At 70.7% G+C, this 21,566-nt stretch carries 20 protein-coding genes; 8 read left to right on the top strand and 12 right to left on the bottom strand.

Going from position 1 to position 21,566, the window contains the following annotated elements; all coding sequences use genetic code 11:
* The first annotated feature begins 12 nt into the window (after positions 1-12).
* Positions 13-888: a 3-methyladenine DNA glycosylase gene (locus ABEB28_RS23490; protein WP_376980915.1), complete on the top strand. Its 876-nt coding sequence runs from the start codon at positions 13-15 to the stop codon at positions 886-888.
* A gap of 311 nt (positions 889-1,199) precedes the next feature.
* Here the strand turns inward: ABEB28_RS23490 and cimA are convergent, their stop codons facing one another.
* On the bottom strand, positions 1,200-2,819 hold the full coding sequence (gene cimA, locus ABEB28_RS23485; RefSeq protein ID WP_345730343.1) for a citramalate synthase: 1,620 nt from the start codon (positions 2,817-2,819) through the stop codon (positions 1,200-1,202).
* Between the two features lie 357 nt (positions 2,820-3,176).
* Between cimA and ABEB28_RS23480 the strand changes: the two genes are divergently transcribed.
* The 5 genes from ABEB28_RS23480 to ABEB28_RS23460 all read left to right on the top strand — a co-directional run bounded on the left by ABEB28_RS23480 (position 3,177) and on the right by ABEB28_RS23460 (position 7,268).
* Positions 3,177-3,872, top strand: a complete 696-nt coding sequence (locus ABEB28_RS23480; protein WP_345730342.1) for a gamma-glutamyl-gamma-aminobutyrate hydrolase family protein — start codon at positions 3,177-3,179, stop codon at positions 3,870-3,872.
* A 29-nt stretch (positions 3,873-3,901) separates the two neighbouring features.
* Complete coding sequence (locus ABEB28_RS23475; RefSeq protein ID WP_345730341.1) at positions 3,902-4,621, top strand: PadR family transcriptional regulator; 720 nt, start codon at positions 3,902-3,904, stop codon at positions 4,619-4,621.
* 164 nt (positions 4,622-4,785) lie between these two features.
* Complete coding sequence (locus ABEB28_RS23470; RefSeq protein WP_345730340.1) at positions 4,786-5,796, top strand: ATP-binding cassette domain-containing protein; 1,011 nt, start codon at positions 4,786-4,788, stop codon at positions 5,794-5,796.
* Entirely contained in the window at positions 5,793-6,569 is a 777-nt protein-coding gene (locus tag ABEB28_RS23465) for an ABC transporter permease (RefSeq protein WP_345730339.1), read from the top strand. Before ABEB28_RS23470 ends, ABEB28_RS23465 begins: the two co-directional genes overlap by 4 nt.
* 126 nt (positions 6,570-6,695) lie before the next feature.
* Entirely contained in the window at positions 6,696-7,268 is a 573-nt protein-coding gene (locus ABEB28_RS23460) for a Uma2 family endonuclease (RefSeq protein ID WP_345730338.1), read from the top strand.
* On the opposite strand, the gene ABEB28_RS23455 is transcribed toward ABEB28_RS23460, so the two are convergent.
* The 4 genes from ABEB28_RS23455 to ABEB28_RS23440 all read right to left on the bottom strand — a co-directional run bounded on the left by ABEB28_RS23455 (position 7,265) and on the right by ABEB28_RS23440 (position 11,628).
* Entirely contained in the window at positions 7,265-8,029 is a 765-nt protein-coding gene (locus tag ABEB28_RS23455; protein WP_345730337.1) for a 3-oxoacyl-ACP reductase, read from the bottom strand. The genes ABEB28_RS23460 and ABEB28_RS23455 overlap by 4 nt on opposite strands.
* 26 nt (positions 8,030-8,055) lie before the next feature.
* The gene (locus ABEB28_RS23450; RefSeq protein ID WP_345730336.1) at positions 8,056-9,435 is read right to left on the bottom strand and encodes an aldehyde dehydrogenase family protein; all 1,380 of its coding nucleotides are present in this window, start codon (positions 9,433-9,435) and stop codon (positions 8,056-8,058) included.
* A gap of 12 nt (positions 9,436-9,447) precedes the next feature.
* Positions 9,448-10,785, bottom strand: a complete 1,338-nt coding sequence (locus ABEB28_RS23445; protein WP_345730335.1) for a glutamine synthetase family protein — start codon at positions 10,783-10,785, stop codon at positions 9,448-9,450.
* A gap of 108 nt (positions 10,786-10,893) precedes the next feature.
* Complete coding sequence (locus tag ABEB28_RS23440) at positions 10,894-11,628, bottom strand: MBL fold metallo-hydrolase (protein ID WP_345730334.1); 735 nt, start codon at positions 11,626-11,628, stop codon at positions 10,894-10,896.
* A gap of 84 nt (positions 11,629-11,712) precedes the next feature.
* On the opposite strand from ABEB28_RS23440, the gene ABEB28_RS23435 reads away from it, so the two are divergent.
* Positions 11,713-12,303, top strand: coding sequence for a CGNR zinc finger domain-containing protein (locus ABEB28_RS23435; protein WP_345730333.1), 591 nt, complete (start codon positions 11,713-11,715; stop codon positions 12,301-12,303).
* A 100-nt stretch (positions 12,304-12,403) separates the two neighbouring features.
* On the opposite strand, the gene ABEB28_RS23430 is transcribed toward ABEB28_RS23435, so the two are convergent.
* From ABEB28_RS23430 to serA, 5 genes are all read right to left on the bottom strand, one after another.
* Entirely contained in the window at positions 12,404-13,102 is a 699-nt protein-coding gene (locus ABEB28_RS23430) for a FadR/GntR family transcriptional regulator (RefSeq protein ID WP_345730332.1), read from the bottom strand.
* A 326-nt stretch (positions 13,103-13,428) separates the two neighbouring features.
* Positions 13,429-14,796 carry a DUF2252 domain-containing protein gene (locus ABEB28_RS23425; protein WP_345730331.1) on the bottom strand — a complete coding sequence of 456 codons (1,368 nt, stop codon included), beginning with the start codon at positions 14,794-14,796 and terminating at the stop codon, positions 13,429-13,431.
* Between the two features lie 177 nt (positions 14,797-14,973).
* Positions 14,974-16,062, bottom strand: a complete 1,089-nt coding sequence (locus ABEB28_RS23420) for a branched-chain amino acid aminotransferase (RefSeq protein WP_345730330.1) — start codon at positions 16,060-16,062, stop codon at positions 14,974-14,976.
* Between the two features lie 148 nt (positions 16,063-16,210).
* On the bottom strand, positions 16,211-17,242 hold the full coding sequence (locus tag ABEB28_RS23415; RefSeq protein WP_345730329.1) for a 3-isopropylmalate dehydrogenase: 1,032 nt from the start codon (positions 17,240-17,242) through the stop codon (positions 16,211-16,213).
* 44 nt (positions 17,243-17,286) lie between these two features.
* On the bottom strand, positions 17,287-18,882 hold the full coding sequence (serA, locus tag ABEB28_RS23410; RefSeq protein ID WP_345730328.1) for a phosphoglycerate dehydrogenase: 1,596 nt from the start codon (positions 18,880-18,882) through the stop codon (positions 17,287-17,289).
* A 414-nt stretch (positions 18,883-19,296) separates the two neighbouring features.
* On the opposite strand from serA, the gene ABEB28_RS23405 reads away from it, so the two are divergent.
* A complete protein-coding gene (locus ABEB28_RS23405; protein WP_345730327.1) occupies positions 19,297-19,749 on the top strand; it encodes a hypothetical protein in 453 nt (150 codons plus the stop codon).
* 184 nt (positions 19,750-19,933) lie between these two features.
* Here the strand turns inward: ABEB28_RS23405 and ilvC are convergent, their stop codons facing one another.
* Positions 19,934-20,962 carry a ketol-acid reductoisomerase gene (ilvC, locus tag ABEB28_RS23400; RefSeq protein ID WP_345730326.1) on the bottom strand — a complete coding sequence of 343 codons (1,029 nt, stop codon included), beginning with the start codon at positions 20,960-20,962 and terminating at the stop codon, positions 19,934-19,936.
* 73 nt (positions 20,963-21,035) lie between these two features.
* Positions 21,036-21,566: an acetolactate synthase small subunit gene (gene ilvN / locus ABEB28_RS23395; RefSeq protein WP_345730325.1), complete on the bottom strand. Its 531-nt coding sequence runs from the start codon at positions 21,564-21,566 to the stop codon at positions 21,036-21,038.

Here is a 21,566-nt window from a genome sequence, read left to right as displayed (position 1 = left end):
GCCGGCCGTACGATGGGCGGCGTGATCGTGCTGCCGTTCGAGGAGTGGACAGCACGGCGGGATGCCCACGCAGCGGACGTGGACGCACTCCTCCGGGACCACCTGGAGCGACGCCGCCGCGGGCAGCGCCATCCGGTCGAGGACTTCTTGTTCGAGTACTACTCTCACCGTCCGGGGCAGCTCCGGCGCTGGCATCCGGGTGCTTCCGTGGTGCTGGCCGGCGCCCGGCCCGAGGACTTCCCGGGGCATCATCGCGTCGAGGGTGGCGTCGCGCTGGATCTGGACGCGTTCCTGGCCCGGCGGGGCGACACCCTGCGATGGGTCCGCGACCTGCTCGCCGCCACCGCGACCCGCCCGGCCCAGCTGGGATGCTTCGGCCTGCACGAGTGGGCGATGGTTTACCGCTCGGACGAGGTCCGCCACACCACCTGGCCGCTCCGGCTCGGTCCCGAGCGGACGAACGCGGTCGTCGAGGAGCGCGGCGTCCGCTGCAGTCACTTCGACGCGTTCCGGTTCTTCACCGAGCCCGCGCGGCCGCTCAACGTCCTGCAGCCGCGCCGGGAGACACAGACGCAGCTGGAGCAGCCGGGCTGTCTGCACGCGACGATGGACCTCTACAAGTGGGCCTACAAGCTCACCCCGCTGACGCCGTCCGAGCTGGTCCTCGACTGCTTCCGGCTGGCCCGCGACGTGCGGGAGCTGGACATGCGGGCGAGCCCGTACGACTTCTCGGCGCTCGGGTACGTCCCGGTGCCGATCGAGACCCCCGAGGGCCGTGCCGAGTACGTCGCCGCCCAGCGCACGTTCGCCGAGCGCGGCACCGCACTCCGAAGCCGTCTCCTCGCCGTCTGCGCCCGAGCACTCACCGACGAGCCGGCGAGCGCCTGACCGTCAGAGCGCGAAGATCGCGAGCAGGATCGCGGTGATCGCCAGGCTGATCAGGATCGAGCCGAGGCAGCCGACACGGTTCGAGAAGAAGAAGAACATGCCGCGAGGGCTACCCCGCTTCGATTCCGCCTAACGCGCGGCGCCGCGGTGCATGGTGCGGCGCCGCGCGTCTGGGCTCGTGCGCCGGACCGCCCCCGCGGATCGCGCGGAAGGCCGGTCTCGTGCGCTGCCGGTGGCCCCGCGGATCGGCGCGGGTCCGCCGGCGTCGCCCTGCTGGTCGACACGGTGGGAAGAGCAGCGTGGAGCGAGGGTCAGGACGGGGCGAGGGCCGGGACTCCGGCGCGGCGGACGCCGTACTCGATCGCGTCGATCAGTGCCCGGCAGGAGGCCTCGATGACGTTCTCGTGCACGCCCACCGTCGTCCACTCGGTCGTGTGGTCGGTGGTGTCGATCAGCACGCGGGTGACCGCGTCGGTGCCGTACCGGCCGTCCAGGATCCGGACCTTGTAGTCCGCGAGCTCCAGGTCCGCGAGCGTCGGGTAGAACCGGGTGAGCGCCTGACGCAGCGCGCGGTCGAGGGCGCTGACCGGGCCGTTGCCCTCCGCGGTGCAGATCACCCGCTCGCCGTCGACGGTCACCTTGACCGTCGCCTCGCTGACCACCGCCCCGCCTTCGTGCTGCTCGGACAGGACGCGGTAGGACTCCAGGCGGAAGAACAGCGGCGCGGCGTCGCCCTCCAGCTCCGAGCGGACGAGCAGCTCGAACGACGCGTCCGCGGCCTCGAACGACGAGCCGGAGGCCTCCAGCTCCTTCACCCGCGACACCACCCGACCCACCGCGTCGGGCTCGTCGGTGAGGTCGATCCCCAGCTCACGCGCCTTCAGCTCGATCGAGGCGCGACCGGCCATCTCGGTGACCAGGATCCGCATGTCGTTGCCGACGACCGAGGGTTCGAGGTGGTTGTAGAGCTCCGGCGCCACCTTGATCGCGCTGGCGTGCAGGCCGGCCTTGTGCGCGAACGCGCTCGCGCCGACGTAGGGCTGGTGGGTGTCCGGCGCGATGTTCGCGATCTCCGCGATCGCGTGCGAGACCCGCACCAGCTCGCCGAGGCACTCCTCCGGCACCACCTGCCGGTTCATCTTGGTCACCAGCCCGCCGATGACCGCGAACAGGTCGGCGTTGCCGGCCCGCTCCCCGTAGCCGTTCGCGGTGCCCTGGACGTGCGTCGCCCCGGCCTCGACCGCCGCGAGCGTGTTGGCGACCGCGCACGCGGTGTCGTCCTGGGCGTGCATGCCGACGCGGAACCCGGTCCGCGCGATGACCTCCGACACCACCCGTCCGACGCCCATCGGCAGCATGCCGCCGTTGGTGTCGCAGAGCACCCCCACGTCGGCACCGGCCTCGAACGCGGCTTCCAGCACCCGGATCCCGTAGTCCCGGTCGTGCTCGTAGCCGTCGAAGAAGTGCTCGCAGTCGAGGAACACCCGGCGGCCCTCGCCGACCAGGTAGGCGACGGTGTCCCGCACCATCGCCAGGTTCTCCTCGTAGGTCGTCCGCAGCGCGTCGGTGACGTGCCGGACGTCGGACTTCGCCACCAGGCAGACGACCGGCGTCTGCGCTTCGAGCAGCGCGGCCACCTGCTTGTCGTCCTGGACGCGGACGCCGGCGCGCCGGGTCGAGCCGAACGCGACCAGCTGGGCGTGCTTCAGCGACAGCTCGTCACGCGCGCGGGCGAAGAACTCGGTGTCCGTGGGCAGCGCGCCCGGCCAACCGCCCTCGATGAACCCGACACCGACCTCGTCCAGCAGCCGGGCGACCGCGAGCTTGTCGGTCGCGGAGTACGAAATCCCCTCGCGCTGTCCGCCGTCCCGGAGCGTGGTGTCGAAGACGTGGAAGCTGTCATCCAAAGGAGCGGTGGGCGCGGTGGACATCGTGTGGACCTCTCAGCGCGGTCGGGTACGGCTCGAACCGGGCCCGGGCGCAGCAGGAGAGCAGACCCGGGACCAACAAAAAGACCCCCCACGCTCGTGGGAGGTCTGCGCGTCAGCGTGGTGCGTGCTGGCGCGCTAGCTGGTAATGCAGAACCGGGTCACGGCTCGATACTGACACATCCCGAGCGCGGGAGGTGGTGCGACCCGCGCTTGTGTCCAGATGCTGGATTCAATGTGACGGTATTCACCCGACACAGTTCCGCAATGCTGCCGAAAGACGATGGAGCTTTTCGACGTGTCTCAAAGGTTCAGGCGGGTTGCTGGCCTTTGAGACACGGCTTTAGTCGAGGAGGCCGCATGACCCGTCGTCCGCTGGTCGGGATCACCTGTTACGTCGAGCAGGCTCGGTGGGGGGTGTGGGACTTCCGGGCTTCGCTGATCCCCCAGGCGTACGTCGACGCGGTGACCGCCGCCGGGGGCCGTGCGCTGGTGCTCCCGCCGGACACCACGGACGACGCGGTGCTCGACGTGCTCGACGCGCTGATCGTCGCCGGGGGCGTGGACGTGGATCCGGCCCGGTACGGCGCGGAGCCGCACCCGAGCACCGACGCGCCACAGCCGTTACGCGATGCGGGCGAGCTGCTGCTGATCCAGGGCGCGTTCGCCCGCGACCTCCCGTTGCTGGGGGTCTGCCGGGGCGCGCAGCTGATGGCGGTCGCTCGCGGCGGGACGCTGATCCAGGACCTGCCCAGCGGAATCCACCGCGAAGTGCTCGGGGTGTTCAGCTCGCACCCCGTCCGCGCGGAGCCGGGCAGCGGCGTCGCGCGCATCCTCGGCGACGCCGAGCTGAAGGTGAACGCCCATCACCACCAGGCGGTCGACGACCCCGGCGCGCTGGTAGTGACCGCGTGGGCGGAGGACGGCACGATCGAGGCGGTCGAGGATCCGACCCGGACGTTCGCGATCGGCGTGCAGTGGCACCCGGAGATGCTCGACGATCCGCGCCTGTTCGTCGCACTCGTCGACGCGGCCTCGCAAGCCCGAGTACTCTGAGTCGAGTATTCGGATTGGAGGAGGCGGTCATGGTGCGTCGCCGGGTCTCGAACCCCTTGGCCCTCGCCGCGCTCACGCTGCTCCAGGAACGCCCGATGCACCCGTACGAGATCTCCTCGACGCTGCGGGAGCGGCACAAGGACGACAGCATCAAGCTCAATTACGGCTCGCTGTACTCCGTCATCGAAGCGTTGCAGCGCCACGGGTTGATCGAGGCGCAGGAGACTTCCCGTGCGGGCCGTCGCCCCGAGCGCACGGTCTACGCGATCACCGAGGCCGGCCACCGGGAGGTCGAGGACTGGCTCAGCGAGCTGGTGGCCCGCCCCGCCAAGGAGTACACCCAGTTCGAGGCCGCGCTCTCATTGCTGGGTGCGCTGCCGGTGGACGACGCCGTACGGCTGCTGCGCCTGCGGCTGGACACGCTGACGCTCGCCGCGCGGTCGTGCGAAGCGGTCCGGAGCGCGCTGGCCGGCTTTCCGCGAATCTTCGTGCTGGAGACCGAGTACGAAGCGGCCATGCGCGACGCGGAGATTCGGTTCGTGCGCGACCTGCTGGACGACATCGAGACCGGCACGCTGAGCGGGCTCGACGGCTGGCGTCGGATCCACGAGCTGCGCGCCGCCGGCCTGCCGCCCGAGGAGATCGACGCGAAGCTCCGCGCCGAGTTCCCGGTGCTCGACACCGGCCTGGGCGAGCTCGCCCGCCGGGCCGAGGCGTCGTCGGAGGTGAGGCCGCCGGAGAGCCGCTGAGAGGACAGACATGGCCCCCGGACCGGCGCGCCAACGCCGGACCGAGGGCCATCCCGAATCCCCGAGTCGAGCCCGCCGGAGCGGACGACGATCCCGAGAGTCGCATCTTCAGGGTACCGTCGCCGCCTCCGTCGGCTCGGCCGTCGACCCCGAAAGGGTTCGTCATGCCCGAGTACGACCGCGCGGTGAGCCCAGCGATCCGCGCCACCGACCTGACCAAGACCTACGGACGCGGCGCCAGAGCCGTCCATGCGTTGAAGGGCGTGAGCTTCCAGGTCGCGCCCTGCTCCGTCTTCGCGATGCTGGGCCCGAACGGCGCCGGTAAGTCCACCACCGTCAAGATCCTCAGCACGCTCAGCCGCCCGGACGGTGGTACCGCCGAGATCGCCGGGCTCGACGTCCTGCGACAGCCCGCCGCGGTCCGAGCCGCGATCGGCTACGTCTCGCAGCGCCCCGGCTTCGACCAGATGGCGACCGGCCGGGAGAACCTGGTGCTCAGCGCCCGGCTGCGCGGCCTGTCGCGCCGGGCCGCGGCGCGGCGGACCACCGAGCTGCTCACCGCGTTCGGCCTCGAGGAGCCCGCCGACCGGCTGACCCGCACCTGGTCCGGTGGCATGCAGCGCAAGCTCGACGTCGCAATGGGGCTGGTGCACCAACCCCGGGTGCTGTTCCTGGACGAGCCGACCACCGGCCTCGACCCGGAGGCGCGGGCCCAGCTCTGGGCCACGGTCACCGCGCTCACCCGCACCAGCCAGCTCACCGTCGTCCTGACCACGCACTACCTGGACGAGGCCGATCAGATGGCCGACCACCTGGTGATCGTCGACCGCGGCCAGGTCGTCGCCGAGGGAGACCCGGCCGCGCTCAAGGCCGACCTCGGCGGCGACACGGTCCAGGTCGACCTCCAGACCGCCGACGACACCGGACGCGCCGCCGCGCTGCTGGAGCAGCTCGCAGGCGTGGTCCACGTGCGACGCGACGGCCTTCGTCTGCGCGCACAGGCCCGGGACGCGGCCGACGTGCTGCCGGACGCGCTCGCCGAGCTCCGGCGCGCCGGGGTGCCCCTGCTCGGCGCGGGACTCAGCCGCGCGTCGCTGGACGACGTCTACCTGCGCTACGCCGGCCGGGCGTACCGGGCTACGACCGACGTCGAGGGCAGCGAGGTGGCGGCATGACGCTCGCGCTGTCCCAGACCGGGTTACTTACCGTCCGTTCGCTCCGGACGCTGCGCAGGCAACCTGTCTACCTCGCGTTCTCGCTCGTCCAGCCGCTGGTCTGGCTGCTGCTGTTCGGCACGGTGTTCAGCGCGATCGGGAAGCTGCCCGGCTTCGGCGAGGACTCGTACCTGGCGTACCTCACGCCGGGCGTGGTCGCGATGACCGCGATGCTCGTCGCGAACTGGGCGGGCACCACGTTCATCCAGGACATCGAGCGCGGCGTGATGGAACGGACGTTGAGTTCGCCGGTCCGGCGCGGATCGTTGGTGGCTGCGTCGGTCTGCTACCAGGGGATCAGCATGGTGATCCTCGGGCTGCTGGTCTTCGGCGCCGCGTGGGTAGCGGGGGTTCGGTACTCCGGCAGCTGGGTCGGGGTCCCGGTCGCGATCGGACTCGCGGTCCTGCTCGCTGCCGCGTTCACCGGCTTGTCGGACGCGCTGGCGCTGCTGCTCCGCTCGCAGGAGGCGCTGATCGGCCTGTCGCAGTTCCTCACGCTGCCGCTGTCGTTCCTGTCGTCGGTGATGATCGCGCCGGAGCTGATGCCGTCGTGGGTGGCGTCCGCGGCGAAGTGGAACCCGCTCGACTGGGCGGCGTCCGGTAGCCGGGAGGCGCTGTCGGCGAACCCGGACTGGGGCCTGGTGGGCCGGGACGCCGCCCAGCTCACGGTGCTCGCCCTGGTGCTCGGTTTCGTTGCGGCGGGCGCCTTCCGCGCCTACCAGCGCTCGTCCTGAGTCGGCGGACCCGATACCTTGACCTACTCGTACCAACGAGTGTTATGGTCGTGGCGTCGGGTCCTCCGCTCAGGCACAGTGACGTGCATGGGCGATGGGGACGGAACGCCGTCGGAAGGAGGCGCCATGGGCGCCGAAGCGATTCCGGACTGGATGCGCATTCCCCAGGGGCAGTGGACGGCCGACGACTTGGACCTGGTGCCCGAGGAGGTCGGCCGCTGTGAGGTGCTCGACGGAGCACTTATCGTGATGTCTCCCCAGCGCGCGTTTCACTCGATCGTGATCCGGCGCCTCGCGAACCTGCTGGAATTCGCGGCACCGCCGGAATGGAAAGTCCTCACCGAGATGACTGTTCGCATCGACGAGCACAACCGACCGGAGCCGGACATCGTGGTACTCCGGCCGGGCACGTCCCTCAGGAGAGACACGACGACCTGCTTTCCGCCGGATATGGCGCTAGCGATCGAGGTCGTCTCGCCGGACTCGATGTTCCGTGACCGAGTCATCAAGCCGGAAAAGTTCGCCGCCGCCGGCATCCCGCAGTATTGGCGCATCGAAGACGATCACGGTGAGACAGTCGCCCACCTCTTCGCGCTGAACGATCGCGGGAAGTACGTCGAGACGGCGGTCGAGCGCGGCAAAGTCCGCCTCGACCAGCCGTTTCCGCACTTCCTCGATGTCGATCGGCTTTATCCCTAGAGCGGGGTTACGTACGCGCCGGAGATGCCGCCGTCGACCAGGAACTCGCTCGCCGTGATGAACGACGAATCGTCGGACGCCAAGAACGCGACCGCCGCCGCGATCTCGGTCGCCTCCGCGAACCGCCCCATCGGAATGTGCACCATCCGCCGCGCGGCCCGCTCCGGGTCGGAGGCGAACAGCTCCCGCAGCAGCGGCGTGTCCACCGGCCCGGGCGAGATCGCGTTGATCCGAATCCCCTCCCGCGCGAACTGCACGCCCAGCTCCCGCGACATCGCCAGCACCCCGCCCTTGGACGCGGTGTAGGAGATCTGCGACGTCGCCGCCCCCATCCGCGCGACGAACGACGCGGTGTTGATGATCGAGCCCTTGCCCTGCTTCTGCATCACCGGGATCTGCGCCTTGCAGCACAGGTACACCGACGTCAGGTTGACTTCCTGCACCTTCCGCCAGGCGTCCAGGCCGGTGGTGAGGATCGAGTCGTCGTCCGGCGGGGAGATGCCCGCGTTGTTGAACGCGATGTCCAGCCGCCCGTACGTGTCCACCGCGGCTCCGACCATCGCCGCGACGTCCGACTCCGACGTCACGTCGGTACGGACGAAGATCCCGTCGACCTCCTTCGCCGCCGCCTCACCGGCAGACGAGTCGACGTCCGCGACCACCACCCGTGCACCCTCGGACGCGAACCGGCGCACGGTCGCCAGCCCGATACCGCTCCCCCCACCGGTGACGATCGCCACCCGGTCAGCCAGCCGTTCCATTCGGAGTTCCTCCGTCGCCCAGAATCTCAGACAGCAATGAACACGTTCTTGACCTCGGTGAACGCGGCCAGCGCGTCCGGGCCGAGTTCCCGACCCAGCCCGGAGCGCTTGAAGCCGCCGAACGGCGTCGAGTAGCGCACCGAGGAGTTGGAGTTGACGCTCAGGTTGCCCGCCTCGACGCCGCGCGCGACCCGCAGCGCCCGGCCGACGTCGCGCGTCCAGATCGAACCGGACAGCCCGTACAGCGTGTCGTTCGCGATCCGCACCGCGTCGTCCTCGTCGTCGAACGGCAGCACCACGACGACAGGACCGAACACCTCCTCGGTGACGATCCGGTCGGTCGGGCCGGAAGGCAGCACCACGGTCGGCGGGAACCAGAAGCCCGGACCGTCCGGCGCCTCCCCGGCGAAAGCCACCGAGGCGCCCTCGACGAACCCCGCCACCCGGTCCCGCTGTGCGGCGCTGACCAGCGGCCCCATCTCGGTGGCCGGCGAGTTCGGGTCGCCCACCCGAACTCCCCGCACTGCGGGCTCCAGCAACGAGAGGAACTTCTCGTACACCGACCGCTGCACCAGGATCCGCGACCGCGCGCAGCAGTCCTGCCCCGCGTTGTCGAACACTCCACCCGGCGCGGACGCCGCGGCCTTCTCCAGGTCGGCGTCGGCGAAGACGATGTTCGCGGACTTCCCGCCGAGCTCCAGCGTGACCCGCTTGAGCGTCGACGCGCACTGGGACATCACGTGCTGCCCGACGGCCGTCGAGCCGGTGAAGACGATCTTCGCGACGTCCGGGTGCTGCACCAGTCGCTCACCCGCGACCCGCCCGGAGCCGGGCAGCACGGTGAACACACCCTCCGGAAGACCCGCTTCGAGGGCCAGTTCGCCCAGCCGCAGCGCGGTCAGCGGCGTCAGCTCGGCGGGTTTGAGCACGACGGTGTTCCCGGCAGCGAGCGCCGGCGCGAAGCCCCACGCCGCGATCGGCATCGGGAAGTTCCACGGCACGATGACACCCACCACGCCGAGCGGTTCGGCGAACGTCACGTCGATGCCGCCGGCGACCGGGATCTGCTTACCGAAGTTCCGCTCCGGCGCCGCCGCGTAGTACTCCAGGACGTCCCGGACGTTCCCCGCCTCCCACCGCGCCGAGCCGATCGGGTGCCCCGCGTTGCGGACCTCGAGCAGCGCCAGCTCCTCGAGATGTGCGTCCACGACGTCGGCGAACCGCCGGAGAAGGCGCGCCCGGTCGGCCGGAGCGACGTCCCGCCAGGCCGGCCACGCGGCCCGCGCGCGGGAAACCGCGGCGTCGGTCTCCTCGATCGAGGCCAGGTGGACGGAGGCGACGACCTCGGCGGTCGCCGGGTTGACCACGTCGTGGGCGCCGACGGCGTCCAGCGTGTTGGTGCTCATGAAGCTCCTGATCTACAGACGCTCGAAGCCGCGGCGCAGCTCCCAGTCGGTCACCGCGGCGTCGAACGCGGCCAGCTCGACGTCCGCGGCGTTGAGGTAGTGGTCGACGACGTCGTCACCGAAGGCCTCCCGGGCCAGCGCCGAGCCGGCGAACGCCTCGCGTGCGTCCCGCAGCGTCTTGGGCACCCTCGGCGCGTCCGAGACGTACGCGTTGCCGACGAGCTCCGGCTCCAGCGGCAGTTCCTCGTTGATACCCGCCAGCCCGGCGGCCAGCATCGCCGCCGACGCCAGGTACGGGTTGACGTCCGCGCCCGGCACCCGGTTCTCCGGCCGCAGCGCAAAGCCGTGGCCCACTACGCGCAGCGCGCAGGTGCGGTTGTCCCGTCCCCACGCGATCGCGGTAGGCGCGAAGCTGCCCTCCGCGTACCGCTTGTACGAGTTGATGTTCGGCGCGAACAGCAGCGTCAACTCCGCCAGGTACTTCAGCTGCCCGGCGAGGAAATGCTCGAACAGCGTCGAGAAGCCCTCACCGTCGGCGAAGACCGGAGCGCCGGAGAAGTCACGCAGCGACAGGTGGATGTGGCAGGAGTTCCCCTCCCGCTCGTTCACCTTGGCCATGAACGTAATGCTGACGTTCCCCTGCGCCGCGATCTCCTTCGCGCCGTTCTTGTAGATCACGTGGTGATCGCAGGCGGCGGTGACCTCGTCGTACTTGAACGCGATCTCGTGCTGGCCGAGGTTGCACTCGCCCTTCGCCGACTCGACGGTCAGCCCGGCCCTGGACATCGACAGCCGGATCCGGCGCAGTAACGGCTCGATCCGGGCGGTGCCGAGCAGCGAGTAGTCGCTGTTGTACTGGTTCGCCGGGGTGAGGTTGCGGTAGTCGGCGTTCCAGGCGTCCTCGTAGGAGTCGTTGTAGACGATGAACTCCAGCTCGGTGCCGGCGTAGGCCTTCCAGCCCCGCTCGGCGAACCGGTCGGCTTGCTTGCGCAGAATCTGGCGCGGCGAGGCCACCACCGGCGACCCGTCGTGCCACTCCAGGTCGGCGAGCAGGCCGACGCTGCCGGGATGCCACGGGATGTGGTGCAGCGTGCTGAGGTCGGGCCGGAGGACGAAGTCGCCGTAGCCGGTGGACCACGAGCTCATCGCGTAACCGGAGACGGTGTTCATGTCGACGTCCACCGCCAGCAGGTAGTTACATCCCTCGGCGGCGTGACCCAGCACGTCGGAGAGGAAGTACTCGGCGTCCAGCCGCTTGCCCTGGAGGCGGCCCTGCATGTCGGTGAAGCCGAGCACGACGGTGTCGACCTTCCCGCCGGCGATCTCCACGCGTAGCTGTTCGAGATCCAACCGACCCGCCTCCTAGGTGCGCTCCGTCTGCTGGGCGCAACGTAGAACGTGCGGGCGTCTCGCGCAATGGTCTCCGTTCAGACCTTTACGTGGACGCAATACGCGAGGTCATTTCCACTGCACACGGTCACCGAGCCCGGCCGCCTCGTACGCGCCGCGCAGCGTGGCGAACCCCTCGGTGAAGTGTCCCCAGCCCTCGTAGTGAACCGGGACGATCCGCCGCGCACCGAGGATCGTGGCCGCCTCGGCGGCCTGTGCGCTGTCCAGCGTGAGCAGCGAGCCGTCGAAGTAGACCGTACGGACCGCACCGGCGAAGAGCACGGCCACGTCGACCGGCCCGAACCGCTCGGCGATCTGCGTGACGAGTTCCAACGACGCGTTGTCGCCGCTGACGTAGACCGTGGGGAGATCCTGGCCGGTCAGGACGAAGCCCGTCACCTCCCCCAGTGCCGCCTCGGCGCCCTCGGGACCGTGCCGGGCCGGCACGGCGGTCACGACGACGTCGCCCTCCAGCGTGACCTCCTCCCACGGCGCCAATCCCCGCACCGAGCCGCCGAGACGAGCGGCCCCCTCGCGGGTCGTGAGCGTGAGCGGTACGTCGCCGAGCAGCGCGCGGCCGGCGTGGTCGAGGTTGTCGGCGTGCTGGTCGTGCGAGAGCAGGACCACGTCGAGGCGCCCGAGGTCGGCGGCGCTCGCGAGGGGAGGCGTCGTCTTGGTGAGGAACCGGCCGTCGGGGAGCGGGTAGTCGCCCGGCGCGTCGAACGTCGGGTCGGTGAGCAGGCGCAGGGAGCCGTACTCGATCAGGGCGGTGGGACCACCGAGGGGACGGACGTTGACGATCATCGAGTTCTCCTCACGGATACGTATGGGGTTATCCGTGACACTAGGTGTTAGTCACGGATGAAGGCAAGCGGTACCGTGAGAACCGTGGAACTACTCGACCTCGCTCCTCCGCCCGCGCCCGGGGCCGTCGAGCACCCGGCCCTCGACTTGGCCGACAGCGCGGTGGCTCTCCCCGGTGGGCAGCGCCTCGATCTGCTGGGGACTCCGGAGGACGCGACGCGGTGGCTCGTCGAGCGCGGTCTCGCACCGGACGACGCCGCGCTGCAGGAGGTGTGCGCCGGGCGGCTGCGCGCGCTCCGAGGTCACGTGCGCGCGCTGATCGCGGCCCGGATCGACGGCCACCCGGCTTCGACGGAGGCGCTGGACGCCGTCAACGAGGCGCTCAGCCGGGTCCCGACCGCGGCTCTGCTGCGGTGGGACTCCTCGACGGGCTTCACGCGGAGATCCACGCACCCCACCGACCAGATCGTCGACCATGCGCTCGGCACCCTGGCGGCCGACGCGGCGGACCTGCTCAGCGGCCCGGACGCCGCCCGGCTCGCCGCGTGCGACTCACCGCCGTGCATCCGGTACCTGCTGCGCTCGGGTCGGCGGCAGTGGTGCTCCGTGCGGTGCGGTGACCGAGCCCGGGCGGCCCGCGCCTACGCCCGCCGCACCGGCGCCCCGCGCGCCTGACCGCCGCCGAGGGCTACCCCGCGTGACCGCGCGGAACGACGCCGCGTTGCAGTTCAGAGACTCCGTGGAGTGCGATTCGGCGTCGATCCACCCGGACCGGCTAGTGGAGGAAGCCGCGGAGCAGGGCTGCGGTGGCGTCGCAGTGCCGGGCCATCGTGGCGGCGGCGCGGTCGCCGTCGCCCGCCAGGATCGCCGCGACGATCTCGGCGTGCTGGGCGTCCGAGTGCGCGATGTTGTGCCCCAGCACGGGGATGAGTTCGAGCAGCCCGGACAGCCGGCCCTGCACGTCCGCGACGGCCGCGATCAGCGGGGCGTTGCCGGTGATGCTCGCGATCGCCAGGTGCAGACGCGAGTCGGCTCGGCGCCGGACGGCGTCCTCGGAGGCGGCGGCGACCTCGGCGAGGCACCCGGTGAGGTACTGCTGGTCGGCGGTGGAGAGCGCGGTCGCGGCGGCGAGCGCGGCCGCGCCGGGCTCGATGATCCGGCGGTAGTCCAGCGCCTGGGTGAGCGTCTCCCCCATCGAGCGCGCGACCGCGTGGACGTCCTGGTCAGCGGGGAGCCGGTACCGGACGAACGTGCCGCCGCCCCGGCCGCGGCGGGAGGTGACGAACCCGGCGTCGGCCAGTGCCTGCAGGGCATCGCGGAGCGTCATCCGGCTGACGCCCAGCATCGTGGCGAGTTCACGCTCGGGCGGCAACCGGTCGGTGACCGCGCCGAGCCGAATCGCGGTCGCCAGCCGCTCGACCGTCACCTCGAACGCGTTCCCGTCCCGAACCGGCCGGAACAACGTCCGCGCCACGGCCGCATCCGGCTCCGTGCCGCCGTGAGGCCCCGCCCCGGACCCGGCAGCAGCGCTGTCGGGGGGCCTGGCCCCGTGAGGCCCCGCCCCGGACCCGGCAGCAGCGCTGTCGGGGGGCCTGGCCCCGTGAGGCCCCGCCCCGGACCCGGCAGCAGCGCTGTCGGGGGGCCTGGCCCCGTGAGGCCCCGCCCCGGACCCGGCAGCAGCGCTGTCGGGGGGCCTGGCCCCGTGAGGCCCCGCCCCGGACCCGGCAGCAGCGCTGTCGGGGGGCCTGGCCCCGTGAGGCCCCGCCCCGGACCCGGCACCGGGGCGGGGGGCCTGTGGGGTCATCCCCCGTCGACGCCGGGGATGCGGCCGTTGCGGAACGCGTCGACGAAGAGCCGGTGGTCGTCGCGGACCTGCCGCGCGTACCCCAACCCGAACGTCACCAGATCGGTGGCGAACTCCTCGTCCCGGTCACCGATCGCGGTGACGATCGCTTCCTCGGTCTGGAACTTCACCAGACTCTGCTCGCTATCGGCGTCCGACACGCAGTGCACCTTCGCCACCGCCTGTCCGAGCTGGTCGAGCAGCGGCAGGATGTCGTCCGGCTCGTTCACGTCCGACCAGTCGATGTCGTTCTCGTAGGGCGAGAGCTCCTGCACGACCTGGCCGACGCCGTCGATCTCCGTCCACCCCAGCCACGGGTCGGCGTGCGCCTGCAGCGCGCGCTGCGACACCGCCGTGCGGTGTCCGTGGTGCTGGAAGTAGCCGCGGATCTCCGCGTCCGGAATCACCCGGCTGGGCGACGCGACGTTTCCCTGCTTCATCGAGAGCACGACGTCGTTCTCCAGCGCCTGGGTAGCGCCCTCCACCAGCAGGTTGTACGCGGGTAGCCCGGCCGATCCGATCCCGAACCCGGACCGCCCGACGATGTCCTTCACCAGGTAGCTGTGGACGTCCTTGCGCTTGCCCGCCGGGATCGTCTCCAGGTACCGGCGGAACGCGTCCTCCACCGTGGCCTTCTCGGCGGCGTCGAGCAGCCGGACGCCCGGTCCCTCCCGGAACACCCGGTCGGAGTTCCGGATCGTCGTGGTCCGCTGCAGCAAGGCGATCCGGGTCTGCATCCGGGAGTCGAGCAGGACGTTCCGGAGGACGCCGGTGGCACTGTCCAGCGTCAGCCGGAACTCCTCGTCACCGTGGTGCGCGACGAACCGCCGCACGGTGCTCAGGTACGCGTCGGACACCGCGCGGATCATTCGCTCGATCGTCGCGTCCGACAGTGCTTTTCCGAAGCCGAGCAACGCGAGGCTCGCCGCAAGACGCTGCAGGTCCCAGGTGTAGTGGCCGACGTAGGCCTCGTCGTAGTCGTTGACGTCGAACACCAGGACGCCGGACGAGTCCATGTACGTGCCGAAGTTCTGGCAGTGCAGGTCGCCCTGGATCCAGACCCGGCGGGTGCGCTCGTCGGTCCACGGGTCCTCGACGTCGATCCGCTCGTCGGTGACGTCGGCGTAGAACACGCAGGCGCTGCCGCGGTAGAACGCGAACGGATCGGCCGCCATCTTCCGGAACTTCGTGCGGAACGCAGTGGGGGCGGCCTCGATCAGCGGCTCGAACGCGTCCACGAGGACCTGGATCAGCTCGCCCTCCCGCTCCTCCGCGGGGCGGGCCGCGATCGCCTCGATCAGCGCGGACGCCGGCGTGTCGCTCACTGCGCGAGCCGCTGGAAGGACAGGAACACGGAAGCCTCCTTGGCGCGATGCGCGGACGTACGCGATCCACGCCCGCCAAGCGGCAGCGTAAACCTCCCGAGCCAACGGTGGTCGGCCGCCGTCACCGCGTCCGGCCCCTCCCGGACGGGAACCCGAACCCCGACCGAACCCGCCGCCTCAGAGGCGGACGACCCAGCCGTGCTCGTCGGCGACGCGACCGTGCTGGATGTCGAGCAGCTTGCCGCGCAGCCGCATCGTCACCTCGCCGGATCCGCCGTCCGCGACCGGGAACTCGCCGTCCGCGCTCTTCACGTGCCCGACCGGCGTGATCACCGCAGCGGTGCCGCACGCGAACGCCTCGGTCATCCGCCCGCTGGCGGCCGCCTCGCGCCACTCGTCGGTGGAGATCCGCCGGACCTCGGTACGCAGTCCGAACTCTTCGGCGAGCAGCAGGATGCTGTCCCGGGTGACGCCAGGCAGCAGCGACCCGTTGAGCTCGGGCGTGACGAGGGTGTTGTCATCGAAGACGAAGTACAGGTTCATCCCGCCCATCTCTTCGATGTACTTGTGCTCGATCGCGTCGAGCCAGACGACCTGGTCGCAGCCCTGCGCGGCGGCCTGGGCCTGGGCGACCAGGCTCGCGGCGTAGTTACCCGCGCACTTGGCCTCGCCGGTGCCGCCCGGCGCGGCCCGGGTGAAGTCGGTGGAGAGCCAGACGCTCACCGGCTCGACGCCGCGCGGGAAGTACGCACCGACCGGGGAGGCGATCAGCACGTACAGGTACTCCTGCGCCGGACGGACGCCCAGGTACGGGTCGGTCGCGAACATGAACGGCCGCAGGTAGAGGCTCGTCTCGGGCGCGCTGGGCACCCACTCCTGATCGCGCTCGACCAGCACCCGGATCGACTCGAGGAACAGTTCCTCGGGGAGCTGCGGCATCGCCAGTCGCGCCGCCGACCGGTTGAACCGGCGGGCGTTCTGCTCCGGCCGGAACAGCCCGAGCCCACCGTCGGGGTGGCGGTAGACCTTGAGGCCCTCGAAGATCTCCTGCCCGTAGTGCAGGGCGGCGGTGGCCGGGTCGAGGCTGATCGGGCCGTAGGGCTCGAGGCGGGCGTCGTACCAGCCCTTCCCCTCCGCGTACCGGATCGTCACCATGTGGTCGGTGAAGACCCGCCCGAAGCCGGGGTCGACCAGCAGGGCGGCCCGTTCCTCGGCGGTGGCCGGGTTCGTGGTCGGGCGAACGTCGAAGTCCAGGGTGCTGCTCATGGCGGTCCTTCCGCTTCGCTGAGGGTCGGCCCGACCACGAAGGGGGCCGACTCGAATTTACCGCCCGTTCAGGCGGCGGTGGCGGCCAGCGGTCCCGGAACGACGAACGACCCGGGGCCGCGTGGCCCCGGGTCGTCGAAGACGAGCGTCAGCTCACGCGCGAGGCGATCCGGTCGCCTACCTCCGCGGTGCGTACGGGTACGCCCGGCTCGCGCGCGGCCAGATCGTCGGCGACGGCGTTTTCGACCTGGGTTGCCGCCTCGGTGTGGCCGAGGTGCTGCAGCAGCAGCGACACCGACAGGATCGTGGCGGTCGGGTCGGCGATGCCCTGGCCGGCGATGTCCGGCGCCGAGCCGTGCACCGGCTCGAACATCGACGGGAACGCCTTGGTCGGGTTGATGTTGCCGCTCGCGGCCAGCCCGATGCCGCCGCTGATCGCGGCCGCGATGTCGGTCAGGATGTCGCCGAACAGGTTGTCGGTGACCACGACGTCGAAGCGCTGCGGCTGGGTGATGAAGAACATGCTCGCCGCGTCGACGTGCAGGTAGTCAGTGGCGACGTCCGGGAACTCCTTGCCCACCTCGGCGAAGGTCCGTGCCCACAGGTTCCCTGCGTTCACCAGCACGTTGTTCTTGTGGACGAGGGTCAGCTTCCGCCGTGGGCGGGCCGCAGCGCGGGCGTAGGCGTCCCGGACCACGCGCTCGACGCCGCTGCGGGAGTTGAGGCTCTCCTCGGTGGCGACCTCGCGCGGAGTGCCCTTGGCGAGCACACCGCCGGCGCCGACGTAGAGGCCCTCGGTGCCCTCGCGGACCACCACGAAGTCGATGTCGCCAGGCTTCACACCGTTGAGCGGGCTGGACACACCCGGGTAGAGCCGCGCCGGGCGCAAGTTGACGAAGTGGTCGAACGCGAACCGCAGCTTGAGCAGCAGCCCCCGCTCGAGGACGCCCGGCGGGACGCCCGGGTCGCCGACGGCGCCGAGCAGGATCGCGTCGTGGCCGGCCAGCTCGTCCTGGACCGAGTCGGGCAGGACTTCACCGGTGGCGTGGTAGCGGCGGGCACCGAGGTCGTACTCGGTGGTGCTGACGCCCGGCAGCACTGCGCCGAGCACCTTCAGTCCCTCGGCCACCACCTCGGGGCCGATACCGTCTCCGCCGATCACCGCGAGGTTCGTGCTCATGGCGCCACCTTAGCGGAGGATTCCCAAGCTTCGGTACGCAGGTCTCACACTGCGGACAGGTCGACGGTGCTTGCCGCGTGTGCTCCTATGGCCGCCGCCAGCCGCTGCACGAGGTCGCCCGGCACCACCTGATCGACGGCGAGCGCCATCAGCGACTCGCCGCCGCTGAACGCCCGGGCCACCTGCATGCCGGCGATGTTCACCCCGGCGTCCCCGAGCAGCACGCCGAGCGTCCCGACCACACCGGGACGGTCGGTGTACTGCAGGAACAGCAGGTGCCCGTCGGGCACGAGGTCGATGTCGAACCCGTCGATGCTCGTGAGCTTCTGGACGAGGCGCGGACCGGACAGGGTGCCGGACACGCTCAGCGTCCGGCCGTCGACGAGCACACCGGAGACCGTCACCAGGTTCCGGTACTCCGGGCTCTCCGACTCGGTGGTCAAGCCGACCTCGACGCCGCGCTCCTTCGCCAGCAGCGGCGCGTTCACGAACGTCACCGACTCCTCGACGATGTCCGCGAACACACCCTTGAGCGCGGCCAGCTCCAACACGCTGACGTCGTACTCGGCGATGTCACCCCGGACGTCGACGGTGATCGACTGCGCCAGACCGCTGGCCAGCGCGGTGAACACCCGGCCGAGCTTCTCCGCGAGCGGCAGCGAGGGCCGCACCTCCTCGGCGACGACGCCGCCGGCCTGCACGTTCACCGCGTCCGGCACGAACTCGCCGTTCAACGCCAGCCGGACGCTCCGCGCGACCGCCAGACCCGCCTTGTCCTGCGCCTCCACGGTGGAGGCTCCGAGGTGCGGGGTGGCGACGACGTTCTCCAGCCCGAACAGCGGCGAGTCGGTGCACGGCTCGGTGGCGTAGACGTCCAGCCCGGCGCCCGCCACCCGGCCGTCGACCAGCGCCTCGTAGAGCGCCTTCTCGTCCACCAGGCCGCCGCGCGCAGCGTTGATGATCCGGACCCCGCGCTTGACCAGCTGCAGCTCCTTCTCGCCGATCAGCCCCACGGTCTCCGCCGTCTTCGGCAGGTGGATCGAGATGAAGTCGCTCTCGGCGAGCAGCTCCTCCAGGCTCACCAGCCGGACGCCGATCTGCGCGGCCCTGGTGGGCTGGACGTAGGGGTCGTAGGCGATCAGCCGGGTGCCGAACGCGGCCATCCGCTGGGCGAACAGCACGCCGATCCGGCCCAGCCCGACGACGCCGATCGTCTTGTCGGAGATCTCCACGCCCTTGTAGCGCGAACGCTTCCACTCCCCGTTTCGGAGTGCGGCGTGCGCTGGGGCGACGTTGCGTGCACTGGCCAGCAGGAGGGCGATCGCCTGCTCGGCCGCCGACACGATGTTCGAGGTCGGGGCGTTGACCACCATGACGCCACGGGCGGTCGCGGCCGGGACGTCGACGTTGTCCAGTCCGATGCCGGCCCGGGCCACGACCTTCAGCCGCGGTGCCACGGCGAGTGCCTCCGCGTCGATCTGGGTCGCGCTGCGGACGAGGACCGCGTCCGCGTCGGCGAGGGCCGCGAGCAACGCGGGCCGGTCAGCGCCGTCGACGTGCCGGACCTCGAAGTCCCGGGCGAGCACGTCGAGCGCGGACGGTGCGAGTTCCTCGGCGACGAGGACGACAGGCTGGGACACGTCAGGGGCCCTTCGGCGATCGGGTGAACTTTCTCGACCGGCGTTCTCGCAAGTCGCGTGACCTCGGTGGAGGCCGGATGTCGAGAAGGTTCACTGTCGGCATCGTTGCGTCACGGCACCCTTCGCCGATCGGCGACCGGCGGATGGCAGCGATGCCGATAGTAGGGAAGATCGGTCCGCATCGGGGATCGGCAGACACGGGTTCGTGACGGTCCTCACCGTGATCACCTGGCGCCGAATCGGCGGAAATCCAGCACGAGAAACAGACGTCAGCCCCGTCACACGGGTTCAACGCGCCGCGTCGGACGCTCTGCGGGCGCGCGTACGCCGGGCACAATGAGAGTTCTTCAGCCTCTGTCGTTGCGGCTGGATGGCGGGAACGACGTAGGCCGAGCTACGGAATTCAGGAGCAGGGTGAGCCAGGACAGCATGCAGCGAGACACCACGAGCCGCGGATGGGCGGCGGCCGGACTGCTCGGCGCGGTGCTGTCGCTCGGATGGACGGCGGTCGCGGTCGCGTTCGTCCTCCCGGCGTTCACCGGCTCCCCACCGGCCGCCGTCGGCGACGGGATCGCACTCGGCATGGTCGTGCTCGGCGTCCTGCTGCTCGCCGCGATCGCCGCGGTCGGGGCACGGGCGGCGTGGAAACGCGCGTACCACGGAGCGACCGAGGAGCCACGGCGCCTGATGACGGCCGGGCTGTGCACGGTGGTGCTCGCCGGGTGGCCGGCGGTGGGCGCGCTCACCCGAGGCGTCGACGGCATCCTCGACCCCACCGGAGCCGGCGCGCTCGCCCTCACGCTCGTCGGCGGCGTAACGCTCGTCGTAATGCACCGAACTCGAGTCGCCGAGGCCTGCGGCAACTAAGCGTGGTGCGGGCGCTCGCCCACACCACGCTTAGTTGCCGCAGGCGCAGGCGCGCTCACTTGTCGAGCGCCGCCAGGCGCGCGCAGTTGCTTNGACAGTCGAGCGAGCCGACGCCGTGACATCAGGGGGCCGTCACAAGGAGGCTCGCTCGCCTGTCATCCGTCGCTCTCAGCGGGCCGCCCACTCAAGCGGTTTCGGTGATGGGACGGTCTACCCACGACATCAAGCCGCGCAGCTCCTTGCCGACGACCTCGATCGGGTCGGCGGCGTTCTCCTCGCGCAGCTTGTGGAAGTTCGCCCGGCCGTTCTCGTCCTCGGCGATCCAGTTGCGGGCGAAGGTCCCGTCCTGGATCTCGGTGAGCACCTGCTTCATGGCCTTCTTCGTCTCGGCGGTGACGACCCGCGGCCCGGAGACGTAGCCGCCGTACTCGGCGGTGTCGCTGACCGAGTAGTTCATCCGCGCGATGCCGCCCTCGTACATGAGGTCGACGATCAGCTTCAGCTCGTGGAGGCACTCGAAGTACGCGACCTCCGGCTGGTAGCCGGCCTGGGTCAGCGTCTCGAAGCCGGCCTTGACCAGCTCCTCCACGCCGCCGCAGAGGACCGCCTGCTCGCCGAACAGGTCGGTCTCGGTCTCCTCGGTGAACGTGGTCTTGATCGCGCCGGCGCGGGTGCCGCCGATCGCCTTCGCGTAGGACAGCGCGAGCGCCAGCGCGTTGCCTGAGGCGTCCTGCTCGACCGCGACCAGCACCGGAACGCCCTTGCCGTCGACGAACTGCCGACGAACGAGGTGACCGGGGCCCTTCGGCGCGATCAGGGCGACGTCGACGCCCGCCGGGGGCTTGATCAGGTCGTACCGGATGTTGAGGCCGTGCCCGAAGAGCAGGGCGTCGCCATCCTTCAGGTTCGGGGCGATGTCGTTCGCGTAGATCGTGCGCTGCGCGGTGTCCGGAGCGAGCACCATGATCACGTCCGCCTCGGCGCTGGCCTCGGCCGGGGTGACGACGCGCAGGCCGGCCTCCTCCGCCTTCGGGCGGCTCTTGGAGCCCTCCGGCAGGCCGACGCGGACGTCGACGCCGGAGTCACGCAGGCTCAGCGCGTGGGCGTGACCCTGGCTGCCGTAGCCGAGCACGGCGACCTTGCGGCCCTGGATGATCGACAGGTCCGCGTCGTCGTCGTAGAAGAGCTCGGCGCGGAGGTTTTCAGAGGCCATGACTGGAGTTCTGTCCTTTCGGATATGGGTGATGCGGTGCCTGACCAGGTCAGGCGCTGTGTGCCTGAAGCGCTCAGGCGCTGCGCTCGACGCTACGCAATGCCACTGAGGGCGCCGCGATCGACCGGGGTCCCCGCCCGATCGCGACCATGCCGGACTGAACCATCTCCTTGATTCCGAACGGCTCCAGCACCCGGACGAGCGCCTCGAGCTTCTCGGCGGTACCGGTGGCTTCGACCGTGACCGAGTCGGTGGAGACGTCGACCACGTGGGCCCGGAACAGTTCGACGGTCTCGAGCACGTGCGAGCGGGTCTGCGGGTCGGTGCGGACCTTGACGAGCATCAGCTCGCGCTGGACCGACACCGAGGTGTCGAGCTCGACGATCTTGATCACGTTGACCAGCTTGTTCAGCTGCTTGGTGACCTGTTCGAGGGCGAGCCCCTCCACCGTCACGACCACGGTCATCCGGGAGATGTCGGGGTGCTCGGTCGGCCCGACCGCGAGCGAGTGGATGTTGAACCCGCGCCGGCTGAACAGGCCGGACACCCGGGCGAGGACGCCCGGCTTGTTCTCGACCAGCACCGAGAGAGTGTGCTTGCTCAT

This window comes from Cryptosporangium minutisporangium, assembly GCF_039536245.1.
GTDB classification, from domain to species: domain Bacteria; phylum Actinomycetota; class Actinomycetes; order Mycobacteriales; family Cryptosporangiaceae; genus Cryptosporangium; species Cryptosporangium minutisporangium.
The sequence above is the reverse complement of the archived record's forward strand: the minus strand, read 5'-3'. Positions and strand labels throughout refer to the sequence as shown.

What these genes read in the sequence shown, in the direction of transcription:
- ABEB28_RS23490 (WP_376980915.1), top strand. Translation starts at nt 13, where the DNA reads ATGGGCGGCGTGATCGTGCTGCCGTTCGAGGAGTGGACAGCACGGCGG.
- cimA (WP_345730343.1), bottom strand. Translation starts at nt 2,819, where the DNA reads ATGTCCACCGCGCCCACCGCTCCTTTGGATGACAGCTTCCACGTCTTC.
- ABEB28_RS23480 (WP_345730342.1), top strand. Translation starts at nt 3,177, where the DNA reads ATGACCCGTCGTCCGCTGGTCGGGATCACCTGTTACGTCGAGCAGGCT.
- ABEB28_RS23475 (WP_345730341.1), top strand. Translation starts at nt 3,902, where the DNA reads ATGGTGCGTCGCCGGGTCTCGAACCCCTTGGCCCTCGCCGCGCTCACG.
- ABEB28_RS23470 (WP_345730340.1), top strand. Translation starts at nt 4,786, where the DNA reads ATGCCCGAGTACGACCGCGCGGTGAGCCCAGCGATCCGCGCCACCGAC.
- ABEB28_RS23465 (WP_345730339.1), top strand. Translation starts at nt 5,793, where the DNA reads ATGACGCTCGCGCTGTCCCAGACCGGGTTACTTACCGTCCGTTCGCTC.
- ABEB28_RS23460 (WP_345730338.1), top strand. Translation starts at nt 6,696, where the DNA reads ATGGGCGCCGAAGCGATTCCGGACTGGATGCGCATTCCCCAGGGGCAG.
- ABEB28_RS23455 (WP_345730337.1), bottom strand. Translation starts at nt 8,029, where the DNA reads ATGGAACGGCTGGCTGACCGGGTGGCGATCGTCACCGGTGGGGGGAGC.
- ABEB28_RS23450 (WP_345730336.1), bottom strand. Translation starts at nt 9,435, where the DNA reads ATGAGCACCAACACGCTGGACGCCGTCGGCGCCCACGACGTGGTCAAC.
- ABEB28_RS23440 (WP_345730334.1), bottom strand. Translation starts at nt 11,628, where the DNA reads ATGATCGTCAACGTCCGTCCCCTCGGTGGTCCCACCGCCCTGATCGAG.
- ABEB28_RS23420 (WP_345730330.1), bottom strand. Translation starts at nt 16,062, where the DNA reads ATGAGCAGCACCCTGGACTTCGACGTTCGCCCGACCACGAACCCGGCC.
- ABEB28_RS23415 (WP_345730329.1), bottom strand. Translation starts at nt 17,242, where the DNA reads ATGAGCACGAACCTCGCGGTGATCGGCGGAGACGGTATCGGCCCCGAG.
- ilvC (WP_345730326.1), bottom strand. Translation starts at nt 20,962, where the DNA reads ATGGCCTCTGAAAACCTCCGCGCCGAGCTCTTCTACGACGACGACGCG.
- ilvN (WP_345730325.1), bottom strand. Translation starts at nt 21,566, where the DNA reads ATGAGCAAGCACACTCTCTCGGTGCTGGTCGAGAACAAGCCGGGCGTC.